The sequence below is a fragment of the Enterobacter cloacae complex sp. 394I7 genome (genome assembly GCF_057320345.1).
This window is the reverse complement of record NZ_JBXWCR010000001.1, coordinates 1,341,498-1,363,365: the sequence shown is the minus strand read 5'-3', so window position 1 is coordinate 1,363,365 and position 21,868 is coordinate 1,341,498. Positions and strand designations below refer to the sequence as shown.

Here is a 21,868-nt window from a genome sequence, read left to right as displayed (position 1 = left end):
GGTCAGGCACCTGCTTTCTTGAACGTCAGTGGAACGACGGTTTTGGCATCATAACGGGCATTACAGTCAGCGACATCGCTGGTACCTGCTTTACAGGCAACTTCCGGCATCGGGTAGCGTGAACCGTCTGTGCAGCGGGCATTACCGCGACTCTTAATCATCAGTTCGCCATTGCTGTGCAGCCCGGAGAAAACCTCCACGCGGCAGACAACATTGTCACCGTGAACAACACGAGCGAAGCCTTTATTGTTCTGGATCTGATAGCGCAGCGACGGTGGTTTGCCGGTAATCGGATCTTTCACGTCGAGGATCGCACGCCATGTTCCGTTCAGAAAACGCGTCGACCCCGCTTTCACCTGGTTTGCTTCCATGACCATGGCGTCTTTCGGGATCGCCGCAATCACAACCGGCGCAGGCGCTGGGGCGGCAACGGGAGCTGGCTCTTTTTCTTTGCTCGCGACCACCTCTGCCTGATGCAGCGGTAATTTCATCGGCAGTGGCTCAACGGCTTTAATCGGCTTTGGCGCAATGGCGACAGGTTCAGGGGCAACGACAGCCACTGGCTCAGCAGAAGGGGCCTGTTTTGGCCACAGCAACGGGGTGGCAATCGCGGCAACGATCACGGCGGCAACCGGAAGCGTCCACAGGGGAACGCGGCGTTTTTTGGCTACGATCGCAGGCTCTGGCTCGGGTTCTTCCACAGGTGGCACAGTGACCGGCGCAGGTTCAGGCGTATACAGTTCGTCCGGCGTGATGCGTACCACCGTGGCCGGGGCAATCAGCGGCTCATCGGCCTGTTCAAAGGTCAGGACTGGGGTCGGTTCCGGCTCGGGTTCAGGGGCTTCAATGACAATCGGGGCTGGCTCAGGGATCAGCGATTCACGTAAACAGTCGAGTACGTCGTCACGCGCATTCTCATTGAGGTTTACAAACCCCCAGAAACTTATGACCGGCTTTCCATCAACCAGGAAAAGGAAATTTTCGCCGGGAAACTGAAATGCTTTCGACAGCAGGGAGCCGAAAAGCTGTTGCGCTGTTTTTGGCGACTGCAGGCACTTCTTACTCAGCGATTCAACGCTGGCCAGCGTATTTTCCAGATAGCGCAGGGCGCGATAACGATCGTCTTCGTTCGCCGCTTTCCAGCTGGTTACACAACCGTCGACCGGCGAATACCAGTCGACACGGTCGCCACCATCATTGACCTGCGGAATAGCCAGACAGTCGACAATCGCCTGTTGTTTGCGTAACCGGAGCGCTTCCCGGATTTGTAACGCTGATTCAAAAACGGCTTGTCCGCCGCCGCCAACGGCCTGAAAGTCATCCAGATTACCGCTGCGTAAAAGAGTTTTTGCCACGATTTGATCCCATATACTTCTTCACACCGTTACTTTAACGAAATCGGGAAGCAACCAAACGGAGGAAGAGACGCCAAAAGGGACGATTTCTTGTGGCATAGAAAGGTGCGGTTGTGCTTGACGAATAATGGCACTTAAGGCAAATCAACCTCTGGCGCACTGGCTGTAAAACCAGCGGAAAACGTTGCTTTAGAATAACCTGATAGTGATTCGTTATTTGCCAGGTTATAGCGGCTGTGCTGTTATTACAGTCCAATATAATAAAACTGCCAGGGTTATAACCATGTCTACAGGGAAAACGCTGCTCGCCCTCGCGCTGAGCACTCTCTTACCAGCAGGTGCCGCATGGGCGGCGAATAATGACACCATCATTTATTGCTCTGAAGCATCACCGGAGTCTTTCAACCCGCAGATCGCCAGCTCAGGCCCGTCATTCGTGGCCAGCTCTCAGGTCCTGTATAACCGCCTGATCAATTTCGACCCGGTGAAAAACACCCCGGTACCGTCGCTGGCAGAGTCCTGGACGATTTCCCCGGACGGTAAGACTTATACCTTTACGCTGCGTAAAGGGGTCAAGTTCAACAGCAATAAATACTTCAAGCCGACCCGTGATTTTAATGCGGATGACGTTATTTTTTCCGTCATGCGTCAGAAAGACCCTAAGCATCCTTATCACAATGTTTCGCAGGGTAATTACGAATACTTTAATGACGTAGGTCTGGACAAGCTGATTCAGGACGTCAAAAAGGTTGATGATTATCACGTGCAGTTTACGCTGAGCGAACCAAACGCCGCATTCCTAGCTGACTGGGGGATGGATTTCGCCTCTATTCTTTCCGCTGAATACGCTGACGCGATGCTGAAAAAAGGGACGCCTGAGAATGTCGATACCTGGCCGATTGGTACCGGGCCGTACGTTCTGCAGCAGTACAAAGTGGATTCGCTGATCCGCTACGTCGCTAACCCGAACTACTGGGAAGGTGCGGTTCCGACGAAACATCTTATTTTCTCCATCACGCCAAACGTAGAAACGCGTCTGGCGAAGCTGCAGACCAACGAATGCCAGATCATTCCGGCGCCGTCACCGGTTCAGTTTGATGTTATTAACAAAAATAAAGACCTGAAGCTGCACTCCGTGGAGGCGTTGAACGTGGGGTATCTGGCGTTCAATACCGAGAAAAAACCGTTTGATAACGTGCTGGTGCGTCAGGCCCTGAACTATGCGACGGACAAAAAAGCCATCGTGAATGCGGTCTTTATGGGTTCCGGTACGGTGGCGAAATCCCCCATTCCGCCGAATATGCTGGGCTTTAATAACGATCTGAAGGACTACAGCTACGATCCTGAAAAAGCGAAAGCTTTGTTGAAACAGGCCGGTCTGGAGAAGGGTGCGGACGTGACGCTGTGGTCAATGCCTGTGCAGCGTCCGTATAACCCTAACTCGAAGCGAATTGCGGAGATGATTCAGAGCGACTGGGCGAAAGTCGGCGTGAAGGCCAAAATTGTCTCTTACGAGTGGGGCGAGTATCTCTCCGGTATGCGTAAAGGGGAGCATGATTCCGCGCTGTTTGGCTGGATGTCCGATAACGGCGACCCGGATAACTTTGCTGATGTACTACTGGGATGCGACAGCATCAAAACTGGATCGAACGCCGCGCGCTGGTGCGATAAGGGGTATGATGATCTGGTCAAGAAAGCCAAACTGACCAGCAACCCGGGTGAGCGTGCAAAACTCTACAGCCAGGCGCAGGAGATCTTCTATGCCCAGGCACCGTGGATTGCGCTGGCGAACGGCAAAACGTTCTACGCCACCCGCAGCAACGTAACGGGGTACAGCGTGAGCCTGATGGGCAGCGATTTCTCCAAAGCGAAACTGAACTGACATTTTTCCCGGCAGGCACCGCGCCTGCCGGGCATCTGACAAGGAGTGACAATGTCACATTTAAATGAAGTTATCGCCCGTGTCGATACCGCCATCGAAGCGGGAGTAATTAGCCGAATGAATGAACTGCTGATCGAACTGAGCGACGACGCAGCGTTAAGCCGTGAAGATCGCTACAGTCAGCAGCAGCGTCTGCGTACCGCGATTGCACATCACGGTAAGCAACATAAAGAAGAGATGGACGCCCGTCAGGAATTGCTGACCAAAGGCGGTACGATACTGTAGCGGTGAGCCGGGGGTCAGAACTGGCGTCTCGCGACCAGCCACGCCCCGACCACCAGCATTACGGCACCGCACACCGGGCCAATCAGCGCGCGCAAGGGGATGCCATTGCTTCTGAGTACATCCATTACCAGCCCGCCAATCAACTGGCTTGCCACCAGCACGGCGATGGTTGTCGCTGCGCCAACATTTTGATAGCCGCTGATACTGGCAAAAACAAAAAACGACCCTAACAGCCCCGGGATCAACGTCCACCAGCGGATCGTTGAGGCCAGCTCGCTAAATCCGGCGAAGCCCTGTTTTAGCAGCAGAATGCTGACAAACAGCACAATGCCAACCAGCGAATTCAGCAGCATCGCGATAAGAATGGTCGAGGAGGACTGAGTGATGCGCACCATTAAGGTGTTTTGCACCACCAGGCCAATTCCCGCCGCCACCAGAAAAGCCAGCGTCAGAGATTGATTCATGAGATAGCATCCGGATCGCTGCGCTCATCAAGCTGCAACTGCATAAAGGTCAGATCCAGCCAGCGGCCAAACTTCGTGCCCACCTGCGGCATCTGGCCGGTGGTCACAAAACCGAGCGTCTCATGAAGATGAATAGAGGCCTGGTTTTGCGCCTCAATGCCCGCCACCATGACGTGTTTGCCGAGGGTCCGCGCTTCAATAATCAGCGCGTTCATCAGCGTGCGGCCAATACCTTTGCCCTGATGATCCGGATGAACGTAGACAGAATGCTCTACCGTATGCCGGAAACCGTCAAAGGCGCGCCAGTCGCCAAACGAGGCGTAGCCGGTGATAACGCCATTCTCTTCACTCACCAGCACCGGGTAGCCTGCGAGGGCACGCGCCTCAAACCAGGCAATGCGGTTATCCGTATCGACGGTTTTATCATTCCAGATCGCGGCAGTATGCAGCACCGCGTGGTTGTAAATCTCCCCAATAGCGGCGCAGTCTTCTTTGCAGGCATGACGAACGATCATGTTTGAACCTCTGAGTGTGTTGTTCACTATAGTATTACGTTATGAGTACGATATTACACAACTGTACAGACGGATGGCTATGACATAAGCCAGATTTTTTTGTTATCAAAACCGCGTTGAAATGCCGTTCATACACTATAGTATGACGTCATGAATACTATGGCAGACACAATGAATCAAAGGATTAGCGCGCGAATTCGCCTTGAACGCGAGTCGCGAGGATGGTCATTAAGCGAGCTTGCTGACCGGGCCGGCGTCTCGCGCGCCATGATCCACAAGATAGAGCGCGGGGACAGCAGCCCGACGGCGACCTTGCTTGCGCGGTTATCCGGCGCGTTTGGCATCAGCATGTCAACGCTGATCGCCAGAGCCGAAATGCAGGAAGGAAAGCTGCTGCGTCTGGAAAACCAGCCCGTCTGGCGTGACCCTCAGACACACTACCTCCGCCGCCACGTTTCACCCCGCACCGATCTGCCCATCGATCTTGTTCAGGTTGAGCTGCCGGCGGGAAGCGATGTCCCTATGCCCGCCTCGTCGTATGCGCTGGCGCGCCAGCTTATCTGGCTGCAGTCTGGCGAACTGGTTTTCCAGGAGGGCGATACCCGTCATGAAATGCACGCCGGTGATTGCCTGGAACTGGGGCCGCCCAACGACTGCCGGTTCATTAATGAGACGAATGAAACCTGTATCTATCTGGTTGTGCGGCTTAACCAGTCTGGCTCGTAAAGTTAAAGCGTTTACGCCGATCATGAGCCAGGCTCTAATGACATTTGTACCAGAAGGAGTTCCTGATGAATCAATCTGTTTCGCAAAATCGCCGCTGGGTTCTGGCTTCTCGTCCGCACGGTGCGCCGGTCGCGGAGAATTTCCGTCTGGAAGAGCAGCCTGTTCCTGAACCTCAGGCAGGACAGCTTTTGCTGCGCACGGTCTGGCTGTCGCTTGATCCTTACATGCGTGGCCGCATGAGTGATGCACCTTCCTATTCACCGCCAGTGGAAATTGGGGCGGTCATGGTGGGGGGAACGGTCAGCCGCGTGGAGCAGTCAAACCATCCGGACTATACGCCGGGTGAGTGGGTGCTGGGCTACAGCGGCTGGCAGGAGTATGAAATTTCAGACGGCAGCGGCCTGGTGAAACTGGGCGATAATATTTCTCACCCCTCGTGGGCGCTGGGCATTCTGGGTATGCCAGGGTTTACCGCCTATATGGGGCTACTGGACATCGGCCAGCCTAAAGCCGGTGAAACGCTGGTGGTTGCGGCGGCGACGGGGCCGGTTGGTGCGACGGTCGGGCAGATCGGTAAAATCAAAGGTTGCCGGGTGATCGGCGTTGCCGGTGGTGCAGAAAAATGCCGCCATGCCGTCGAGGTGCTCGGGTTTGACCAGTGCCTGGATCACCATGCCGATGACTTCGCGGCCCAGCTGGAAAAGGCCTGCCCGAAAGGGATTGATGTCTATTATGAAAACGTCGGCGGGAAAGTCTTTGACGCCGTGTTGCCCTTACTGAACACCTCGGCGCGCGTACCGGTATGTGGTCTGGTGAGCGGTTACAATGCGACGGGTCTGCCGGAAGGGCCGGATCGTTTGCCGTTATTGATGGCGACGATTCTGAAGAAACGGATTCGTATGCAGGGGTTTATCATCGCTCAGGACTACGGCCATCGCATCAAGGAGTTCCAGGATGAGATGGGGCGCTGGGTGCAGGAAGGCAAAATTCACTACCGTGAGCAGGTTACAGATGGCCTGGAGAATGCGCCTGATGCGCTGATTGGCCTTCTTGAAGGAAAAAACTTCGGCAAAGTCGTGATTCGCGTCGCGGGTGACAATAAATAATCTAAAATATGGCGGGGTTTCCCGCCATATTTATTTGTGAAGATACGATATATTGTCTTTAATTAACTGGACATGGCTTTTCGCGCCTTCCGTTCAGATGAGCACGAAAACGAAAAAAAATAAATTTTGCATTTCTTGACATTTTTACAGACTTCCCATCACCAGGCATGACGATACAGGATATATCGGAACAGCGTCGTTTATAAAAAACGGCGTTTAAAAATAGCATTAAGTATTAGCTACAGGAATTGAACATGCTTGATTTGGACCATTTAGAAAAAGCGCAAAGGATCAGTCTTACCATGCAAGTCGAACTCAGTTTGAAAGGCGCGTTAATTACAGGCTCACTGAAACCTGGCGCTCGACTGATTACCAAAGAAATTGCTGATAAATTAGGAACCAGTATTACCCCGGTCCGCGAGGCGCTTTTGCGTCTGGTGTCGTCTGGGGCATTACACGCCACGCCGGCCCAGGCGTTTCTGGTTCCTGAGGTCACGCTTGAGCGTTATAACGAGATTAACGCCATCAGAAAACAGCTTGAGCCTATGGCGGTAGCTGCCGCCTGTCAGCATATGACGGAAAATAAGCTGGAGGTGTTGCGCAAGCTATCAGAGACATTCCATGAAGCCATGCGCAACGGGCACGTTCAGCAGGCGCTGCATGCTAATCGCATCTTTCGGTTTACGCTTTATCAGTACGCGGAAATGCCGACACTCAGCGCCTTAATTGAGCAGCTATGGGTGCGTATTGGACCTTGCATGAACTATCTGCATCAGGAGCTTAACGACATCAAGGTGTCGACTTATCACTACGCCGAGCTCCTGTCCGCGATTGAGCGAAGAGATGTTGATGGCAGTCAGAAGGCGATAGAGACGTTGATTGACGAAGCGAACACGCTTTTACAGCGACAATATTTTAACTGAGAGATTATTTAGCAGAGCGACTATATCCTGCCGCGAATTATATTCCTGGTTAAATACTCCTGATGGCTTATTGCCATCAGGAGCGTTATTCCATTTATAAAAATAATATTCAGCAAAAAAGAATGCTTTTTGCTTACTCGAAGCGATAAGAGACTGACAGACCTACGCCGTAGTTACGGCCCGGTGCAGGTTCGTAATAACGCCCGTTGGATTCATTCACGATAACCGATCCGACATACTCTTTATCGAACAGGTTATCGACGCGACCAAAGACGTCCATTCCCCAGTTACCGTAGTTGAATTTATACCCGGTATTCAGCCCAACCACCGTGTAGGACGGGGCTTTCGCCGTGTTCTCGTCATCCGCCATGATATCGCTCATGTAGCGCACATCCGATCCCGCATACCAGCCTTCTTCCGGCTGCCAGCCAAACGAGGCATAACCCATGTTGCGGGCAATGCCTGGCATACGGTTGCCGTTACAGTCGCCGGTGCTGCACACGTTGGTACGATAGGTGGCGTCCAGATAGGTCCACGCCATTTTCAGCTTCCAGTTCTCAGCAAACTGCTGATCCAGGGAAACTTCAACCCCCTGACGACGGGTTTTACCGGCGTTTTTATAGCTGGTACGACCGCCAGCGCTGGCATCGACGACAATCTCATCATCCGTATCGGTGCGGAACAGCGCTGCCGTCAGCAGACCATTACCGATACGGGTTTTACTGCCCACTTCATAGGTATTGTTCGTGGAAGGTTTCAGGCCAATGTTGAGGCCGCCCTGGTTATCCGCACGATAAGAGAGCTCATTGATGGTTGGCGTTTCAAACCCGCGACCTGCCGCAGCATAGAGATTCCACGCATCGGTCACGGCATATTTCACCGATCCGGCCGGGAGCCACTTGTGATAGCTTGCGTCACCGCTGTCGTCTCCGTTGCCCGGGGTCACGTAATGGTCGTTGGAGTCAAACCAGACCGAGCTGTAACGGATGCCGGCATCCACGGAGAGTTTCTGCGTTAACTGCCAGCTGGTTTGCAGGTACGGGTCGACGTTCCACATCAGGTTACGTTCGTTACGACGTTTGTCACCCTTGACGCCGTACTCCGGCACGCCGTTGTTCATCACGAAGTTCTCGTATCCGCGACGATCTTCGCTCATGTTTTCGTAGTTCAGACCGGTGGTAAAGGTGACCGGAACCAGCAGTTCGCCACGGTGCGTCCAGCGGGTATCAATCCCCTGGTAATGGCGCTGCATATCAATCACGCCGCCGGAGTGGGAAGGTCTCAGCTGAGGCTGATAAGGAATTGACTGGTACTGCGTCATTTCACGTTCGCCGGCGTACATCATGACGCTGAGATCGTCCTGGGTGCTGAGCTGACGATCGTAGCGCAGGCCAGCCTGGGTCTGCTTGATGGTCTTGCGCGTATTGTATTGGTCGCCACGCGGAGACTGGCGAGGGTTGTCATGCCACTCCTGGGCACTCAGTCCACCCGGATCGTTGGCTTTCATGTCCACGCTGTTGAAAATCAGCGTCAGCTTGCTCACGTCATCAATACGAACACCCAGTTTAGCGTTGGCGAGATTCTTCCGCGCGCCGCTGTGGTCGCGATAACCTTTGGTCGTGAAACGGGTAGTGGACACGGTGTAGTCCACATCCCCGGCATGCGTCCCGTCACCCATCGCGCCGGTGGCTTTCATTCCATAGCGCCAGGTACCGTAACTGCCGTAATAGCTGCTGGCCTCGATGGTCGGCGGCTGCTGCCCGGTCTGGGTCGTCATGTTGATCACGCCGCCAGAGGCGTTGCCATAAAGGGCAGAGAAGGGGCCGCGCAGCACTTCTACGCTGTCCACGCTGGAGAGATCGATATTGGAGGTTTGTCCCTGTCCATCCGGCATGGTTGCCGGAATACCGTCGACATACATACGGATACCGCGCACGCCGAAGGTTGAGCGGGCACCAAACCCTCGCATCGAAAGCTGAAGATCCTGAGCATAGTTCTGGCGGTTCTGGATCTGCAGCCCCGGCACGCTGCCAAGAGATTCAGACAGGTTAATGCGTGGCGCAGCATGACGCATATCATCGCCATTCACGACGCTGACCGCCGCCGGGGTATCGAGCTCCGAGACGGTTTGCGGCGTGGCGCTGACGATCATGGTCTGTTCATCGGCACTCATCGCAGTGAGAGGCGCAGAGATAACAGGAACCAGCAGCAGTGGAAGCGTTGCCTTACGGGCAGAAATGATTTTCATGAAATAGACCGGTTATGGAAAAACGTACCAAATGGAACATGTCCATATATGTTAAATCTTTTGTAAATCTTTTGAAAACTATAACCGCACATTGCGTTAATGAAAGGCCGGGAAGGAAAGAAAAACTCCACATTTAACTCATAAATGATTACTATTCTCATTATCAAAACGGCAATGCCATGACGTTGCCTGCCGGAAGTGATGTCAGCAGTAAACCCTGTATTCAAAAAAGGAATTGTTATGTCTTTACGTCATCTGTGCTCGCCGCGCCTGAGTATGTCTCTGCTGTCAGGGGCGTTACTGTTTGCCGGAACCTTCCAGGTTCATGCTGCCGAAGAGATGTTGCGCAAAGCGGTAGGGAAAGGCGCATATGAAATGGCCGTGAGCCAGCAGGAGAATGCGCTGTGGGTCGCGACATCGCAGAGCCGCAAAACGGACAAAGGCGGGATTGTCTATCGCCTTGACCCGGTCACGCTGGACGTGACGCAGGTCATTCATAACGATCTCAAACCGTTCGGTGCCACCCTTGATAATGCCACCCAGACGCTGTGGTTTGGTAACACCATCAACGGCGCGGTAACCGCGATTGATGCCAAAACGGGTGAGGTGAAAGGGCGACTGGTGCTGGATAACCGTCAGCGCAGTGAAACCGTCAAACCGCTGCAGCCACGCCAGCTGGTGGCCGATGACAGCACAAACACGGTTTACATCACCGGCGTAGGCCAGGAGAGCGCGATTTGGGTGGTGGATGGTGCAACGCTGAAGCTGAAAGAGACCATCGGCAGCACCGGTAAATTCAGCACCGGCCTGGCGCTGGATGCGAAGGCAAAACGTCTTTACACCACCAATGCTGATGGCGAACTGGTGACGATTGATACGGCAACCCACAAAATCCTCAGCCGTAAAAAAGTGCAGGACGACGGTAAGGAGCACTTCTACCTGAATCTGAGCCTGGATACCGCCGGACAGCGTGCGTTCTTAACCGACTCAAAGCAGCCGGAAGTGCTGGTGGTGAATCTGAAGGACGGCAGCGTCATCAAGAAAATTGCCGTGCCTGAATCGCTGGCCGTTCTGTTTAACCCGGCGCGCAACGAAGCGTATGTGACGCACCGTGAAGCGGGTAAGGTGAGCGTAATCGACGCGAAAACCTACAACGTTACCAAAACCTTCGACACCCCGGTCTACCCGAACAGTCTGGCGCTCTCTGCTGATGGCAAAACCCTGTATGTGACGGTAAAACAAAAATCGACCCGTCAGCAGGAAGCCACCCAGCCTGATGACGTGATTCGTATCACGCTCTAAATTTCGCTCCTCAATACAAAGAAAAAGGGAAGGCGCAATGCCTTCCCTTTGTATTAACCAGCAGGTCGATATTAACGCGACGTCTCTTCAACCAGCGGGGCGTCGTGTTTGGCATCATCAGGATGAACCGGCGCCGTACTGTGAATTTCTTGTACGCGTTTACGCACGCCAAACCAGCCGGCAATCAGCAATACGGCCAGCAGAGGAATGGTGGCGATCGTGTAGGTACCGTTCGGGTAATCAAACGCCATCAACACCAGCACGCTGAACAGGAACAGCAGGGTGAGCCAGGAGGTCACCGGTGCGCCCGGCAGCTTAAAGCTGACTTCAGCGGCTTTGCCTTCTTTGATCGCTTTGCGCAGACGCATCTGGCAGACCACGATAAAGGCCCAGGAGGCGATGATGCCGAGCGCGGCAACGTTCAGCACGATTTCGAATACCTGAGACGGTACCAGGTAGTTCAGGAACACGCCGAAGACATACACCACCAGCGTCGCCAGAATGCCCGCGTAAGGCACATGCTGACGGCTCATCTTCGACATGAATTTCGGCGCCGAACCGCCCATCGACATGGAGCGCAGGATACGACCGGTAGAGTAAAGACCCGAGTTCAGACTGGAGAGTGCTGCCGTCAGCACCACGATATTCATGATGCTGCCAACATAAGGCACGCCCAGTTTAGAGAAGAAGGTCACAAACGGGCTTTGACCCGCCTGATAGGCGTTCCACGGCAGCAGCAGAACCAGCAGCACCACGGAACCAACATAAAAGAGACCGATACGCCAGATAACGCTGTTAATGGCTTTAGGTACCATGGTCTGTGGGTCTTTACATTCACCCGCCGCGGTGCCGACCAGCTCAATGGACGCGAACGCGAACACCACACCCTGAACCAGCACCAGCGCAGGCAGCAGGCCATGCGGGAAGAAACCGCCGTTATCGGTGATCAGGTGGAAACCGGTGGCATTGCCATCGAGCGGTTTACCGCTACCGAGGAACACCGTACCTACGACCAGGAACACCACGATGGCCAGCACTTTTACCAGCGCGAACCAGAACTCCATCTCCGCGAACCACTTCACGCCGATCATGTTCATGGTGCCGACAATGGCCAGTGCGCCCAGCGCAAACACCCATTGTGGCACATCACCAAACGCGCCCCAGTAGTGCATGTAAAGCGCGACGGCGGTGATATCGACAATACCGGTCATTGCCCAGTTGACGAAGTACATCCATCCAGCAACGTAGGCCGCTTTTTCACCGAGGAATTCACGGGCGTAAGAGACAAAACTGCCGCTGGAAGGGCGATGCAGTACCAGTTCGCCCAATGCACGAAGAATGAAGAAAGAGAAGATCCCGCACACCAGATAGACCAGGGCGAGAGCCGGGCCAGCCATCTGCAGACGAGCGCCAGCACCTAAAAACAGACCCGTTCCGATAGCGCCGCCGATGGCGATCATTTGAACCTGACGGTTGCCCATCGCTTTGTGGTAGCCCTCTTCATGGGAGTTTAACCAGCGACGTTTAGCAGCGTGATGATCGGCTGCGCTTTTATTGCTTGTTTTCATTGAGTTACCTGTTTGCCTGTCTGAACCATTATCGTGATAGTCCTGCCTGGCAGAGTGCAATACAAACGATTGCTTCTGCGCAAACACATGTTGCCTTCCCAGTCATTCTGCGTATGGATAAGGCGAAACATGGCGAGGCATCCTACCTGCAATTCATAAGCGACGCAAAATATAACCGTGCCGAAAGTGATGCACGTCGAAGGAAATCGTGTGGTCAGAGCAGACGGGGATCACAACACGCTGAATAGCGGTGAGTTTTTAGACAAATCCATTGATGAAGTGGTGCTTTAATCATCAGTTTCGCTTAATGATTGCGCAAAGCAACCAGCGCATAACGGCGCCTTTGCTCAACCGCCAAAAACGGCAATCGCCTGTTGCAGGCGGGTCGTGCGCTGCGTCAGATGGTGTGCGGCGTCCGTCACGTTATCCACCATACCGGTATTGTTTTGGGTCATTGTACCGATGCGGGAGATGGACGCGTTAATCAGGGTCAGCGCCTGCGTTTGCTCCTGCGTGGCGTGGCCTATCTCCTTAATCAGAGAAGACATCTCCATGACATTGCCAATCATCACCGTGAGCTGCGATTCAGTTTGCTCGACCTTCTCCACGCCGGCGTTCACGCTGGAAACGTTTTTCTCTATAAGCGTTTTGATCTCTTTGGCCGCGATGGCAGAGTGCTGGGCAAGGTTGCGGACTTCGGCCGCCACGACCGCAAAACCGCGGCCGGCATCACCCGCACGCGCCGCTTCAACGGCCGCGTTCAGCGCCAGAATATTGGTCTGGAAGGCGATACGATCGATGACGCTGATGATGTCGACGATCTGGCTGTTATCCTGCGACACGGACTGCATCATGCCGATAGTCTCTTTCATCATTGCTTCACCGCGGTGAGCGCTGGTGCGGGTGCGATCTGCCATCAGGATCGCGTCTTTCGCCGTTTCAGCCGTCTGCTGAACCGCGCTGGCAATTTCTTCCACGGCTGAGGCCGTTTGCTGCAGAAAGTCTGCGGTTTCTTCGGTACGCGTTTGTAATGCCATACCTTCTTTCGCCACCTGCTGGCTGATTGTACTTATACCGCTGATTTGCGCACCGACATCGTCCACCAGCGAATGGAGGTTCAGACCCGACTGATTCACCATGCGCATCATCAGGCCGATTTCATCGACGCGGTCAAAATGGTAATAGTCCGCTTTACGTCCTGAAACCACCCGCTGCATTTGCTGGACAATGGATTTAACCGGCTTCGCAATTTGCGCATGAAGATATACGGCCAGGGCAATAAATAGCAGAGCCAGACCTACAGACTCAACAATACGATCGGCAAATATAAACAGCTGCAGGCAGGCGAACAGGGCGGTTATCGCAATACCAAGATGGATCCTTTTACTGGTGCTGAGGCGTTTAAACAGCGACGCAAAAGAGAACAGACCGTGGCGAACAAACAGGCCTTTATAAAAGCGATGATGTTTTAATTCATTATTGCGCACTTTCTCATACCGTTTTTCATTGACAGCAATCTCTTCACGCGAAGGAATATTCCGCACAGAAATATAGCCGGTTAACGTTTCATTCTGATAAACCGGGGTGACGTTGGCGCGCACCCAGTAGTGATCGCCGTTCTGGCGGCGGTTCTTGACCAGCCCCGTCCAGGTCTCACCCTGTTGCAGGGTAAACCACATGTCGCCAAACGCCTCGGCAGGCATGTCGGGGTGGCGAATAAGATTATGCGGCTCACCGAGAAGACTCTCTTCTTTATAGCCGCTGGCGTCAATAAAGGCAGAGTTCGCATAGGTAATATGGCTGTGCGTATTGGTGGTCGACATAAGCGTCGAACCTTCGTTAAGTAAATACTCGCTTTGTGTAACGGGAGTGTTATTCCGCATCAGTAACCCCATGGTCATATATCAATAAAAAAAGAGCCCGTTAAACATTCAGGCAAGTTTGTAAGGTTTGTTTTTATTTTTACTGTCGGCATATTCTCTACGAAAGTTATGCGTTCCGGAATACCCTGTATTTAGTATTTTTTATTTTTAAAATGCGACCGATGTAATAAAAATGAAAATATTTATCGATGCGTTTTTGTGGCGCCCTGCAAATAAACGCCATAAGGCAAATTAAAAGCGGGAGATCACTCTTCGACGTAAACTGACCCGCCGAAATAGCGTTTCGTTAACAAGATGAAAACGCTATGCTTTAAGGGTTTTTCTTCAACAGGGGGCAGCAGGGTGAAAGTAAATGTGATTGGCACCAGCGGGAGTGGAAAAAGCACTCTGGCGAAGCGTATCGCCGCAGAACTGGATATTCCTTACATTGAAATGGACCGACTTTACTGGTGTCCGGACTGGCAGGGCACACCGGACGCTATCTTGCTGGAAAAACTGGAGACGACGCTAAAGGCGTCAGCGGAGTGGGTGCTTGATGGCAACTATAACCGTACGCGTCCTGTGAAATGGCGAGACGTGGATCGGGTGGTGTGGGTGGATTATGGGTTCGCCCGAACCCTGTATCAGGCTGTCACCCGAGCGTTCAGGCGCGCCTGGCACAAACAGGAACTGTGGCCCGGTACGGGAAACTGTGAGAGTTTTCGTCGCTCATTCTTGAGCCGTGAGTCCATTATTATCTGGACAATCAAAACCTGGCGCAGCAACCGCGCACGTTATGCACGCGATATGGTAGACCCGCAATACGCCCATATTCATTTTGTCCGCATTACCCGCCGCAGTGAGGTGGAAAACCTCATTTCATCGCTTAAGTCACACGCGTAGCATGGATTTATATATCTGATTTCCGGCAAACCAAATGTAAATTAATTGTTTCTCAGAGGTGAAATACGCCTTTAATAATGATGACATGTTAAGTCAAACGAGAACGCAACATGTCCTGGCGAATCAGTATTCTGGATAAAAGCCCCATCGCTGAAAACGAAACGGCTGCCGATGCACTGGCGCGAACCCTGGCGCTGGCACAGCAGGCAGAAAATCTGGGCTATCACCGTTTCTGGATTGCCGAACACCACAACACGCCCCAGCTGGCCAGCCCTTCACCCGAACTGTTAATCGCCTGGATCCTCGGGCAAACACGGCGTATCCGCGTGGGCTCTGGTGGCGTCATGCTCCAGCACTACAGCCCTTACAAAGTCGCAGAAAATTTCAACCTCCTGGCCGCGCTTGCTCCCGGGCGCGTGGATCTGGGCGTCGGGAAAGCCCCAGGCGGCCTGCCGCTCTCCACCCGGGCGCTGCAGCAGGGCCTCGATCAACAGCAAAAAGGCAGTTTTGCCGAACAGCTGACACAGCTTCATCACTGGATCCAGCCGGAAAATCAGTCGGTGGACGAGGCCGTTCGCGCGACGCCGCTGCCGCCGGTTCCGGCGCAGGGGTTCCTGCTGGGGGCCAGTACCGAAAGCGCGCTGCTGGCCGCGAAACTTGACTGGCATTTTGTCTTTGCTGCTCACCTGAATGGGGATCCGGCGCTGCTGCGTGAAGTCATCACCACCTGGCGTAACCACAGCGCCCGGGATGCGATTGTGGCGGTGCAGGTCATCGTCGCCCAGTCGCAGGCTGAGGTGGAGGCACTGGCACAACAGGTTGAAGTCTGGGGCGTCGAACTGGCAAATGGGCAGCGCGTCACCGTGGCCAGCGAAGAGCAGGCCTATGCCTTTGCCCGACAGGCGGGCAGCGAGCCGGTGCGCATTGCCCGTCGGGCACAGTCGCTGCTGGCGGGAACAGCTGAATCGGTGCTGGAACAGTTGAACGCCCTGCACGAAAAATGGGGCATTGATGAATTCATTATTGATACCCCCGTTGCGGATGGCGTAACGCGACTACAGTCTCTGCGTCTGCTGGCGCAGGCGAAGCTTAACAAGGAGGTCGCCGTATGCGTTTTGACGAACAACTGATTGCCTGGCGCCGGGAGCTGCACCAGAACCCGGAGCTGTCCGGCCAGGAGGTCGAAACGACCGCTCGCCTGCGTCAGTGGCTGACGACGGCTGGTATTACGCCGCTGCCTTATGCGCTTCAGACCGGCGTGGTGGCCGAAATTGGCACGGGAAAAAAGCTGATTGCGCTGCGGGCCGATATTGACGCCTTGCCCATTGAAGAGCGCAGCGGCGTGCCGTTTAGTTCACGGCGTGCGGGTGTGATGCATGCCTGCGGACACGATATTCATACCAGTGTGATCCTCGGGGCGGCGTTAAAACTTAAAGAGCGTGAAGCGTCTTTAAACGGGCGCGTGCGGATCCTCTTTCAGCCGGCTGAAGAGAACTTTGGCGGCGCGAAAAGTATGGTGCGGGCCGGTGCCTTACGTGATGTCAGTGCCATCTTCGGGATGCATAACGAGCCGGGGCTGCCGGTCGGGGAATTTGCCACCCGCGGTGGGCCGTTCTACGCCAACGTCGACCGGTTTGTTATCCGAATTACCGGTAAAGGCGCGCATGCTGCACGTCCGCATGAAGGTAACGACGCCATCGTGCTGGCGAGCCAGCTGGTAACGGCGTTGCAGAGCGTTGCCAGCCGCAACGTCAACACGCTTGATTCCGTGGTGCTTAGCGTCACGCGCATTACCGGGGGCAATACCTGGAACGTCCTGCCGGAAAGCGTTGAGCTGGAAGGCACGCTTCGCACCCACCGCGTGGAAGTGCAGCAGAATGTGAAAGCACGCGTCGGCGAAATTGCCGCCGGGTTTGCCAGCGCGTTTAGCGCGCAGATCGACATTACCTGGTACGCCGGGCCTACCGCGCTGGTCAATGACGTGCACTGGGCCGAATTTGCCACCGCCGTTGCCAGAGAATCTGGGTATGAAACGCAGCACGCCGAGCTGCATATGGGCGGGGAAGATTTCGCGGTGTATCTGCAGCAGATCCCCGGGGCGTTTGTCAGCATCGGCAGCGCCAGTCCGTTCGGTTTACATCACCCGGCCTTCAACCCGGATGAAGCATTAATTGAGCCCGCTGCCCGCTATTTTGCACAGCTTGCGGAAAAAGCCCTGCAACACGTTTAATTCTGAAGAGGTGAATATGTCTGCAACCCGACAATTGCGGCTGGGAACCATTTTGCATGGTGCTTCCGGGAACATGTCTGCCTGGCGTCATCCGGCGGCGGTCGCCGATGCCAGCATTAATTTTGATTTTGTAAAAGCCACGGCGTTAAAAGCCGAAGAGGGGAAGCTTGATTTTTTATTCGTCGCCGACGGCCTCTATATTAACGAGAAATCCATCCCGCATTTCTTAAACCGGTTTGAGCCGTTAACGGTCTTGTCTGCACTGGCAAGTCTGACGTCGCGCCTCGGTCTGGTCGGTACCTTATCGACCTCCTACAGCGAACCGTTTACCGTGGCGCGCCAGTTTGCCAGCCTGGATCATTTGAGCAACGGACGCGCAGGCTGGAACGTGGTGACCTCACCGCTCGAGGGGTCGGCGAAAAACTTCTCGCGCGAGAAACACCCTGAACATGCGCTGCGCTACCGGATAGCGGATGAATACCTCGACGTGGTGAAAGGACTCTGGGATTCCTGGGAGGGAGATGCCTTTGTGCGCAACAAAGAGAGCGGGCAGTTCTTTGACCCGGCAAAACTGCATACGCTTGATCATCACGGCGATTTCTTCCAGGTGGCCGGTCCGCTCAATATTGGCCGCACGCCGCAGGGACGCCCGATTGTTTTTCAGGCAGGTGCATCGGATGACGGAAAAAAACTGGCTGCGAAACATGCTGACGCCATTTTTACCCATCATGAAACGTTAGAGGAAGCCAAAGCGTTTTATCGCGACGTGAAACACCAGCTTGAATCGAATGGCCGCAGGGCATCGGACTTACATATTTTTCAGGGCGTCAGCGTGATTGTTGGCAAAGACGCGGAGGACGTGGAGAACCAGTATCAGACAACCGCGGCTCTGGTGTCGATTAACGATGCCCTGAATTACCTCGGCCGTTATTTCGAACATCACGATTTCAGCCAGTACCCGCTCGACGAGCCGTTCCCGGACATCGGTGAACTGGGTAAAAACAGTTTTCGCAGCACGACCGATGAAATTAAGCGTAATGCTCGCGAACGCAACTTAACCCTGCGTCAGGTTGCACTCGAAGCGGCATCCCCGCGCCCGCGCTTTTCCGGTACGCCGGAGGAGGTGGCAGACGGTCTGCAGGGCTGGTTTGAGGCATTCGCCGCGGACGGTTTCATTATTCAGGGTGGAACGCCGGACACGTTCCCGCGTTTTGTTGACCAGGTTGTCCCGGTGTTACAGGCCCGCGGGTTATTCCGCACCGACTATCCCGGCACTACGCTGCGCGACAGTCTGGGTTTAGACGAACCGAAAAACCAGTTCACACAACAATAATAGAGAACCTCGCTATGCAGAAATCATCGCTTATTCTGGCGCTTGCGCTGGCCTTTTCCCCTGCCGTCTGGGCAGAGAATGTGAACATTAATGGCACTGGCGTGAGCCTGGAAGCCAACAAAACGCCCGTCAACACCGCCAAAAACAGCGACGCCATCGCGCAACTGCCGAAAGATTATCGCTTCGCCGTGCCGGGCAAATTCACCGTGGCGGTTGCCGCGCTTAACTCACCGCCGCTGACCGTTTTTTCCGACGACAATAAAACGCTGCTCGGAAGCGAGGTGGACGTTGCCCGTCTGGTGGCCGACAGCCTTGGGCTGGAGCTGAATGTGGTGCCAACCTCCTGGGAGGACTGGCCTCTCGGCGTCGCCTCCGGGAAATACGATGCGGCGATCAGCAACATCACCGTGACCAGAGAACGCAAAGAGAAGTTTGATTTTGCCACTTACCGTAAAGATTCCCTCGGCTTCTATGTGAAATCGACCAGCCCGATTACCTCGCTGCAGAAGGCGGAGGACATCGCCGGGCTGCGCATCATCGTAGGTTCCGGGACCAACCAGGAGGCTATCCTGCTGGCGTGGAATGCGGAGAACGTGAAGAAAGGCCTGAAGCCGTTTACCCCGATCTACACCAAAGACGATGCATCACAAACCCTGTCTCTCCAGTCAGGTCGCGCAGATGCGTTCTTTGGCCCGAACGTGACTGGCGCATGGAAAGCGGCGCTGACCGGGAAAACGAAACGGGTTGGGATTGTCGACGGCGGCTGGCCGAAGGCGGCGCACATTGCGGTGACGCTGAAAAAAGGCAGCGGCCTGGTCGAGCCGGTACAGACTGCACTTAACGGGGTCATCAAAAACGGCGATTACGACAAAGTGCTGAACCGCTGGGGGGAAGGGGTAGAACGTATCCCTCAATCAGAAGTGAACCCGGCAGGACTGGGTGACTAAGGAGGCGCTATGCGCGAGCAATTTCGGGACGTGTCACCGGAAGACGCCGATCTTCAGCCCATTATCGACGGATTATTCGGTGAATATGCCGCCCGCTATGGCGACTACTTCTCTAAAGACGCGGAAGTGGAGCTCACGGAGTGGTACCTGGCCCCGCAGGGGCTGTTTATTGTCCTTGAGCGTGACGGCGACATCATCGCCACCGGCGCGTATAAACCGTTTGATGAACGCACCGCTGAAATCAAACGAATCTGGACGCACAAGGCGCTGCGTCAACAGGGTCTGGCGGCCCGCGTCGTCCAGGAGCTGGAGCGCCGGGCGGTACAGGCCGGTTACAGCCAGATCTACCTCACCACCGGTTTTCGTCAGCCGGAGGCGGTCAGGCTCTATATCAGCCAGGGCTATCAGCCGCAGTTCGATCTGAACCGCGATCCGGAAGAGTACAGCCAGCCGCCGTTTGATGGCCGGCTGCGTTTCACCAAAACGCTGATCAGTGAAGCGTTCAGTAAAACAGCATGAGGAATGACAATGAGCAACGTTGAAACCATTAAGGTGGTCCCGGCGCGTTATCCGCTGCGGACTGTCGGTGCCGTGGTGGCGCTGTTTGTGCTTGCGGTGGTCATTCAGTCCGTGGCCTTTAACCCGCGCTGGGAGTGGTCTGTTTTTGCCCGCTGGTTCTTTGATCCGGTTATCCTTGAAGGCGTAGGGCAGACATTGCTGTTGACCCTGATCGGCACTGCGCTGAGCGTGGTCATCGGCGGCCTGCTGGCGCTGGCGAGGCTTTCTTCATCCTGGCTGCTGAGCAGCCTGGCCTGGGGGTATATCTGGCTGTTTCGTTCGTTGCCGCTGATTGTGGTTCTGATCATTCTCTATAACTTTTCCTATCTCTACGACACGCTCTCGCTCGGCGTACCCTTCACCGCCATTACCTGGGGTCGCTTCGAAACCATCAACGTGCTGGGACAGTTTTCCACCGCCGTGGTGGGACTGACACTGGTTCAGAGCGCGTATACCGCCGAGATCATTCGCGGCGGTTTTCTGGGTGTGGATCATGGTCAGTACGAAGCGGCGGCGGCACTCGGTCTGCCAGCCTGGCGTCGTACGGTGCGTATCATTTTGCCGCAGGCGCTGCGCACGATTCTGCCGTCCGGATTTAATGAAATTATCAGTCTCGCGAAAGGCACGGCGATGGTGTATGTCCTGGCGATGCCGGAACTCTTCTATACCATTCAGATGATCTATAACCGCACGCAGGAGGTGATCCCGCTGCTGATGGTCGGTGCGGTCTGGTATCTGGTGATTACCACCGTGTTGTCTGCCATTCAGCATGTTGTGGAGCGCGGGCTTGCCCGCAGCGAACGCCGTTCAGCCGTTAATCAAAACCGGGTAGCCAGTCGCGTCCGTTCCGTATCCACCGCATCAGTACAGGAGCCCGTCCATGCAAACCTCTCCTGAAGGGCATATTTCGATTACCGGCGTCAGTAAGTTTTTTGGTCGCCATAAAGCGCTTGATAACGTCTCGCTGGAGATCCCGCCCGGATCGGTAACGGTGATCCTCGGGCCTTCCGGATCGGGTAAATCGACGCTTCTGCGTACCATTAACCATCTGGAACGCGTCGACGAAGGGTTTATCCAGATTGACGGTGACTACATCGGTTACCGCCGTCAGGGTGACAAACTCTACGAGCTGAAAGAGAAAGAGATCCTCAAACAGCGCGTCAATGTGGGCTATGTCTTCCAGAACTTTAATCTCTTTCCGCATCTCACAGTGCTGGAAAACCTGATTGAAGCGCCCATCGCCCATAAAAAACTGAGTAAGAAAGAAGCCGTTGAAAGGGCATACAGCCTGCTGGATGTGGTCGGGCTGCGCGATAAAGCCGATGCCTGGTCGCGCCATCTCTCCGGGGGCCAACAGCAGCGTATTGCCATTGCCCGCGCGCTGGCGTTACGTCCCCGGGTAATGCTGTTTGATGAGCCCACTTCAGCGCTCGACCCGGAACTGGTTGGCGAAGTGCTGGACGTGATTAAAAAGCTCGCCCGCTCGGGTACCACGCTGGTGGTGGTCACCCACGAGATCGGCTTTGCCCGGGAAGTGGCGGATCAGGTGGTCTTTATGGTCGACGGCAAAATTGTGGAGCAGGGCAGCAGTGACGACGTATTAACCCGTCCGTCGCACCCGCGAACGCGCCAGTTCCTGTCAAAAGTGCTGTAAGGAGCGC

General features: G+C 54.7%; 18 protein-coding genes and 1 pseudogene. 13 read left to right on the top strand and 6 right to left on the bottom strand.

The features are described from left to right. Positions 1-2: 2 nt before the first annotated feature. Positions 3-1,355: an SrfA family protein gene (locus AC2FAP_RS06590; protein WP_485452884.1), complete on the bottom strand. Its 1,353-nt coding sequence runs from the start codon at positions 1,353-1,355 to the stop codon at positions 3-5. A gap of 283 nt (positions 1,356-1,638) precedes the next feature. Here AC2FAP_RS06590 and AC2FAP_RS06585 point away from each other — a divergent pair, with 283 nt between their 5' ends. Together AC2FAP_RS06585 and AC2FAP_RS06580 are read left to right on the top strand one after the other, a co-directional pair. Next, a complete protein-coding gene (locus AC2FAP_RS06585; protein ID WP_485452883.1) occupies positions 1,639-3,237 on the top strand; it encodes an ABC transporter substrate-binding protein in 1,599 nt (532 codons plus the stop codon). A gap of 51 nt (positions 3,238-3,288) precedes the next feature. Next, the gene (locus AC2FAP_RS06580; protein ID WP_032680936.1) at positions 3,289-3,522 is read left to right on the top strand and encodes a YdcY family protein; all 234 of its coding nucleotides are present in this window, start codon (positions 3,289-3,291) and stop codon (positions 3,520-3,522) included. Between the two features lie 14 nt (positions 3,523-3,536). Here AC2FAP_RS06580 and AC2FAP_RS06575 read toward each other — a convergent pair whose 3' ends face one another. Both AC2FAP_RS06575 and AC2FAP_RS06570 read right to left on the bottom strand, forming a co-directional pair. Continuing rightward, complete coding sequence (locus AC2FAP_RS06575) at positions 3,537-3,986, bottom strand: DMT family transporter (RefSeq protein ID WP_014170257.1); 450 nt, start codon at positions 3,984-3,986, stop codon at positions 3,537-3,539. Next, positions 3,983-4,501: a GNAT family N-acetyltransferase gene (locus AC2FAP_RS06570; RefSeq protein WP_020884028.1), complete on the bottom strand. Its 519-nt coding sequence runs from the start codon at positions 4,499-4,501 to the stop codon at positions 3,983-3,985. The genes AC2FAP_RS06575 and AC2FAP_RS06570 overlap by 4 nt, the downstream gene beginning before the upstream one ends. Positions 4,502-4,651: 150 nt before the next feature. Between AC2FAP_RS06570 and AC2FAP_RS06565 the strand changes: the two genes are divergently transcribed. From AC2FAP_RS06565 to AC2FAP_RS06555, 3 genes are all read left to right on the top strand, one after another. Beyond that, the gene (locus AC2FAP_RS06565; protein ID WP_014170255.1) at positions 4,652-5,227 is read left to right on the top strand and encodes a helix-turn-helix domain-containing protein; all 576 of its coding nucleotides are present in this window, start codon (positions 4,652-4,654) and stop codon (positions 5,225-5,227) included. Positions 5,228-5,292: 65 nt separating this feature from the next. Then, positions 5,293-6,333: an NADP-dependent oxidoreductase gene (locus AC2FAP_RS06560; protein ID WP_025204117.1), complete on the top strand. Its 1,041-nt coding sequence runs from the start codon at positions 5,293-5,295 to the stop codon at positions 6,331-6,333. A gap of 254 nt (positions 6,334-6,587) precedes the next feature. Continuing rightward, a complete protein-coding gene (locus AC2FAP_RS06555; protein WP_449541669.1) occupies positions 6,588-7,256 on the top strand; it encodes a GntR family transcriptional regulator in 669 nt (222 codons plus the stop codon). A gap of 133 nt (positions 7,257-7,389) precedes the next feature. Here AC2FAP_RS06555 and pqqU read toward each other — a convergent pair whose 3' ends face one another. Beyond that, the gene (gene pqqU, locus AC2FAP_RS06550; protein ID WP_449541668.1) at positions 7,390-9,504 is read right to left on the bottom strand and encodes a TonB-dependent receptor PqqU; all 2,115 of its coding nucleotides are present in this window, start codon (positions 9,502-9,504) and stop codon (positions 7,390-7,392) included. A 240-nt stretch (positions 9,505-9,744) separates the two neighbouring features. Between pqqU and yncE the strand changes: the two genes are divergently transcribed. After that, a complete protein-coding gene (gene yncE / locus AC2FAP_RS06545; protein WP_020884033.1) occupies positions 9,745-10,806 on the top strand; it encodes a 7-bladed beta-propeller protein YncE in 1,062 nt (353 codons plus the stop codon). A 71-nt stretch (positions 10,807-10,877) separates the two neighbouring features. Here the strand turns inward: yncE and ansP are convergent, their stop codons facing one another. Both ansP and AC2FAP_RS06535 read right to left on the bottom strand, forming a co-directional pair. After that, the gene (ansP, locus tag AC2FAP_RS06540) at positions 10,878-12,374 is read right to left on the bottom strand and encodes an L-asparagine permease (RefSeq protein WP_020884034.1); all 1,497 of its coding nucleotides are present in this window, start codon (positions 12,372-12,374) and stop codon (positions 10,878-10,880) included. Between the two features lie 347 nt (positions 12,375-12,721). Next, on the bottom strand, positions 12,722-14,257 hold the full coding sequence (locus AC2FAP_RS06535) for a methyl-accepting chemotaxis protein (RefSeq protein ID WP_449541667.1): 1,536 nt from the start codon (positions 14,255-14,257) through the stop codon (positions 12,722-12,724). A 342-nt stretch (positions 14,258-14,599) separates the two neighbouring features. Between AC2FAP_RS06535 and AC2FAP_RS06530 the strand changes: the two genes are divergently transcribed. The 7 genes and pseudogenes from AC2FAP_RS06530 (at position 14,600) to AC2FAP_RS06500 (ending at position 21,861) form a co-directional block, all read left to right on the top strand. Further along, on the top strand, positions 14,600-15,139 hold the full coding sequence (locus AC2FAP_RS06530; RefSeq protein ID WP_020884036.1) for an AAA family ATPase: 540 nt from the start codon (positions 14,600-14,602) through the stop codon (positions 15,137-15,139). Between the two features lie 110 nt (positions 15,140-15,249). Beyond that, the gene (locus tag AC2FAP_RS06525; RefSeq protein ID WP_449541666.1) at positions 15,250-16,269 is read left to right on the top strand and encodes an LLM class flavin-dependent oxidoreductase; all 1,020 of its coding nucleotides are present in this window, start codon (positions 15,250-15,252) and stop codon (positions 16,267-16,269) included. Continuing rightward, positions 16,248-17,369, top strand: coding sequence for an amidohydrolase (locus tag AC2FAP_RS06520; protein WP_449541665.1), 1,122 nt, complete (start codon positions 16,248-16,250; stop codon positions 17,367-17,369). Before AC2FAP_RS06525 ends, AC2FAP_RS06520 begins: the two co-directional genes overlap by 22 nt. 16 nt (positions 17,370-17,385) lie before the next feature. Further along, positions 17,386-19,649: pseudogene (locus AC2FAP_RS06515) on the top strand (NtaA/DmoA family FMN-dependent monooxygenase). Positions 19,650-19,658: 9 nt separating this feature from the next. Continuing rightward, entirely contained in the window at positions 19,659-20,168 is a 510-nt protein-coding gene (locus AC2FAP_RS06510) for a GNAT family N-acetyltransferase (protein WP_020884041.1), read from the top strand. A gap of 9 nt (positions 20,169-20,177) precedes the next feature. Beyond that, positions 20,178-21,104 (top strand): amino acid ABC transporter permease, encoded by a 927-nt coding sequence (locus AC2FAP_RS06505; RefSeq protein ID WP_020884042.1) that lies wholly within the window; start codon positions 20,178-20,180, stop codon positions 21,102-21,104. Beyond that, positions 21,088-21,861: an amino acid ABC transporter ATP-binding protein gene (locus AC2FAP_RS06500; RefSeq protein ID WP_014170239.1), complete on the top strand. Its 774-nt coding sequence runs from the start codon at positions 21,088-21,090 to the stop codon at positions 21,859-21,861. The genes AC2FAP_RS06505 and AC2FAP_RS06500 overlap by 17 nt, the downstream gene beginning before the upstream one ends. The last annotated feature ends 7 nt before the right edge of the window (positions 21,862-21,868 follow it).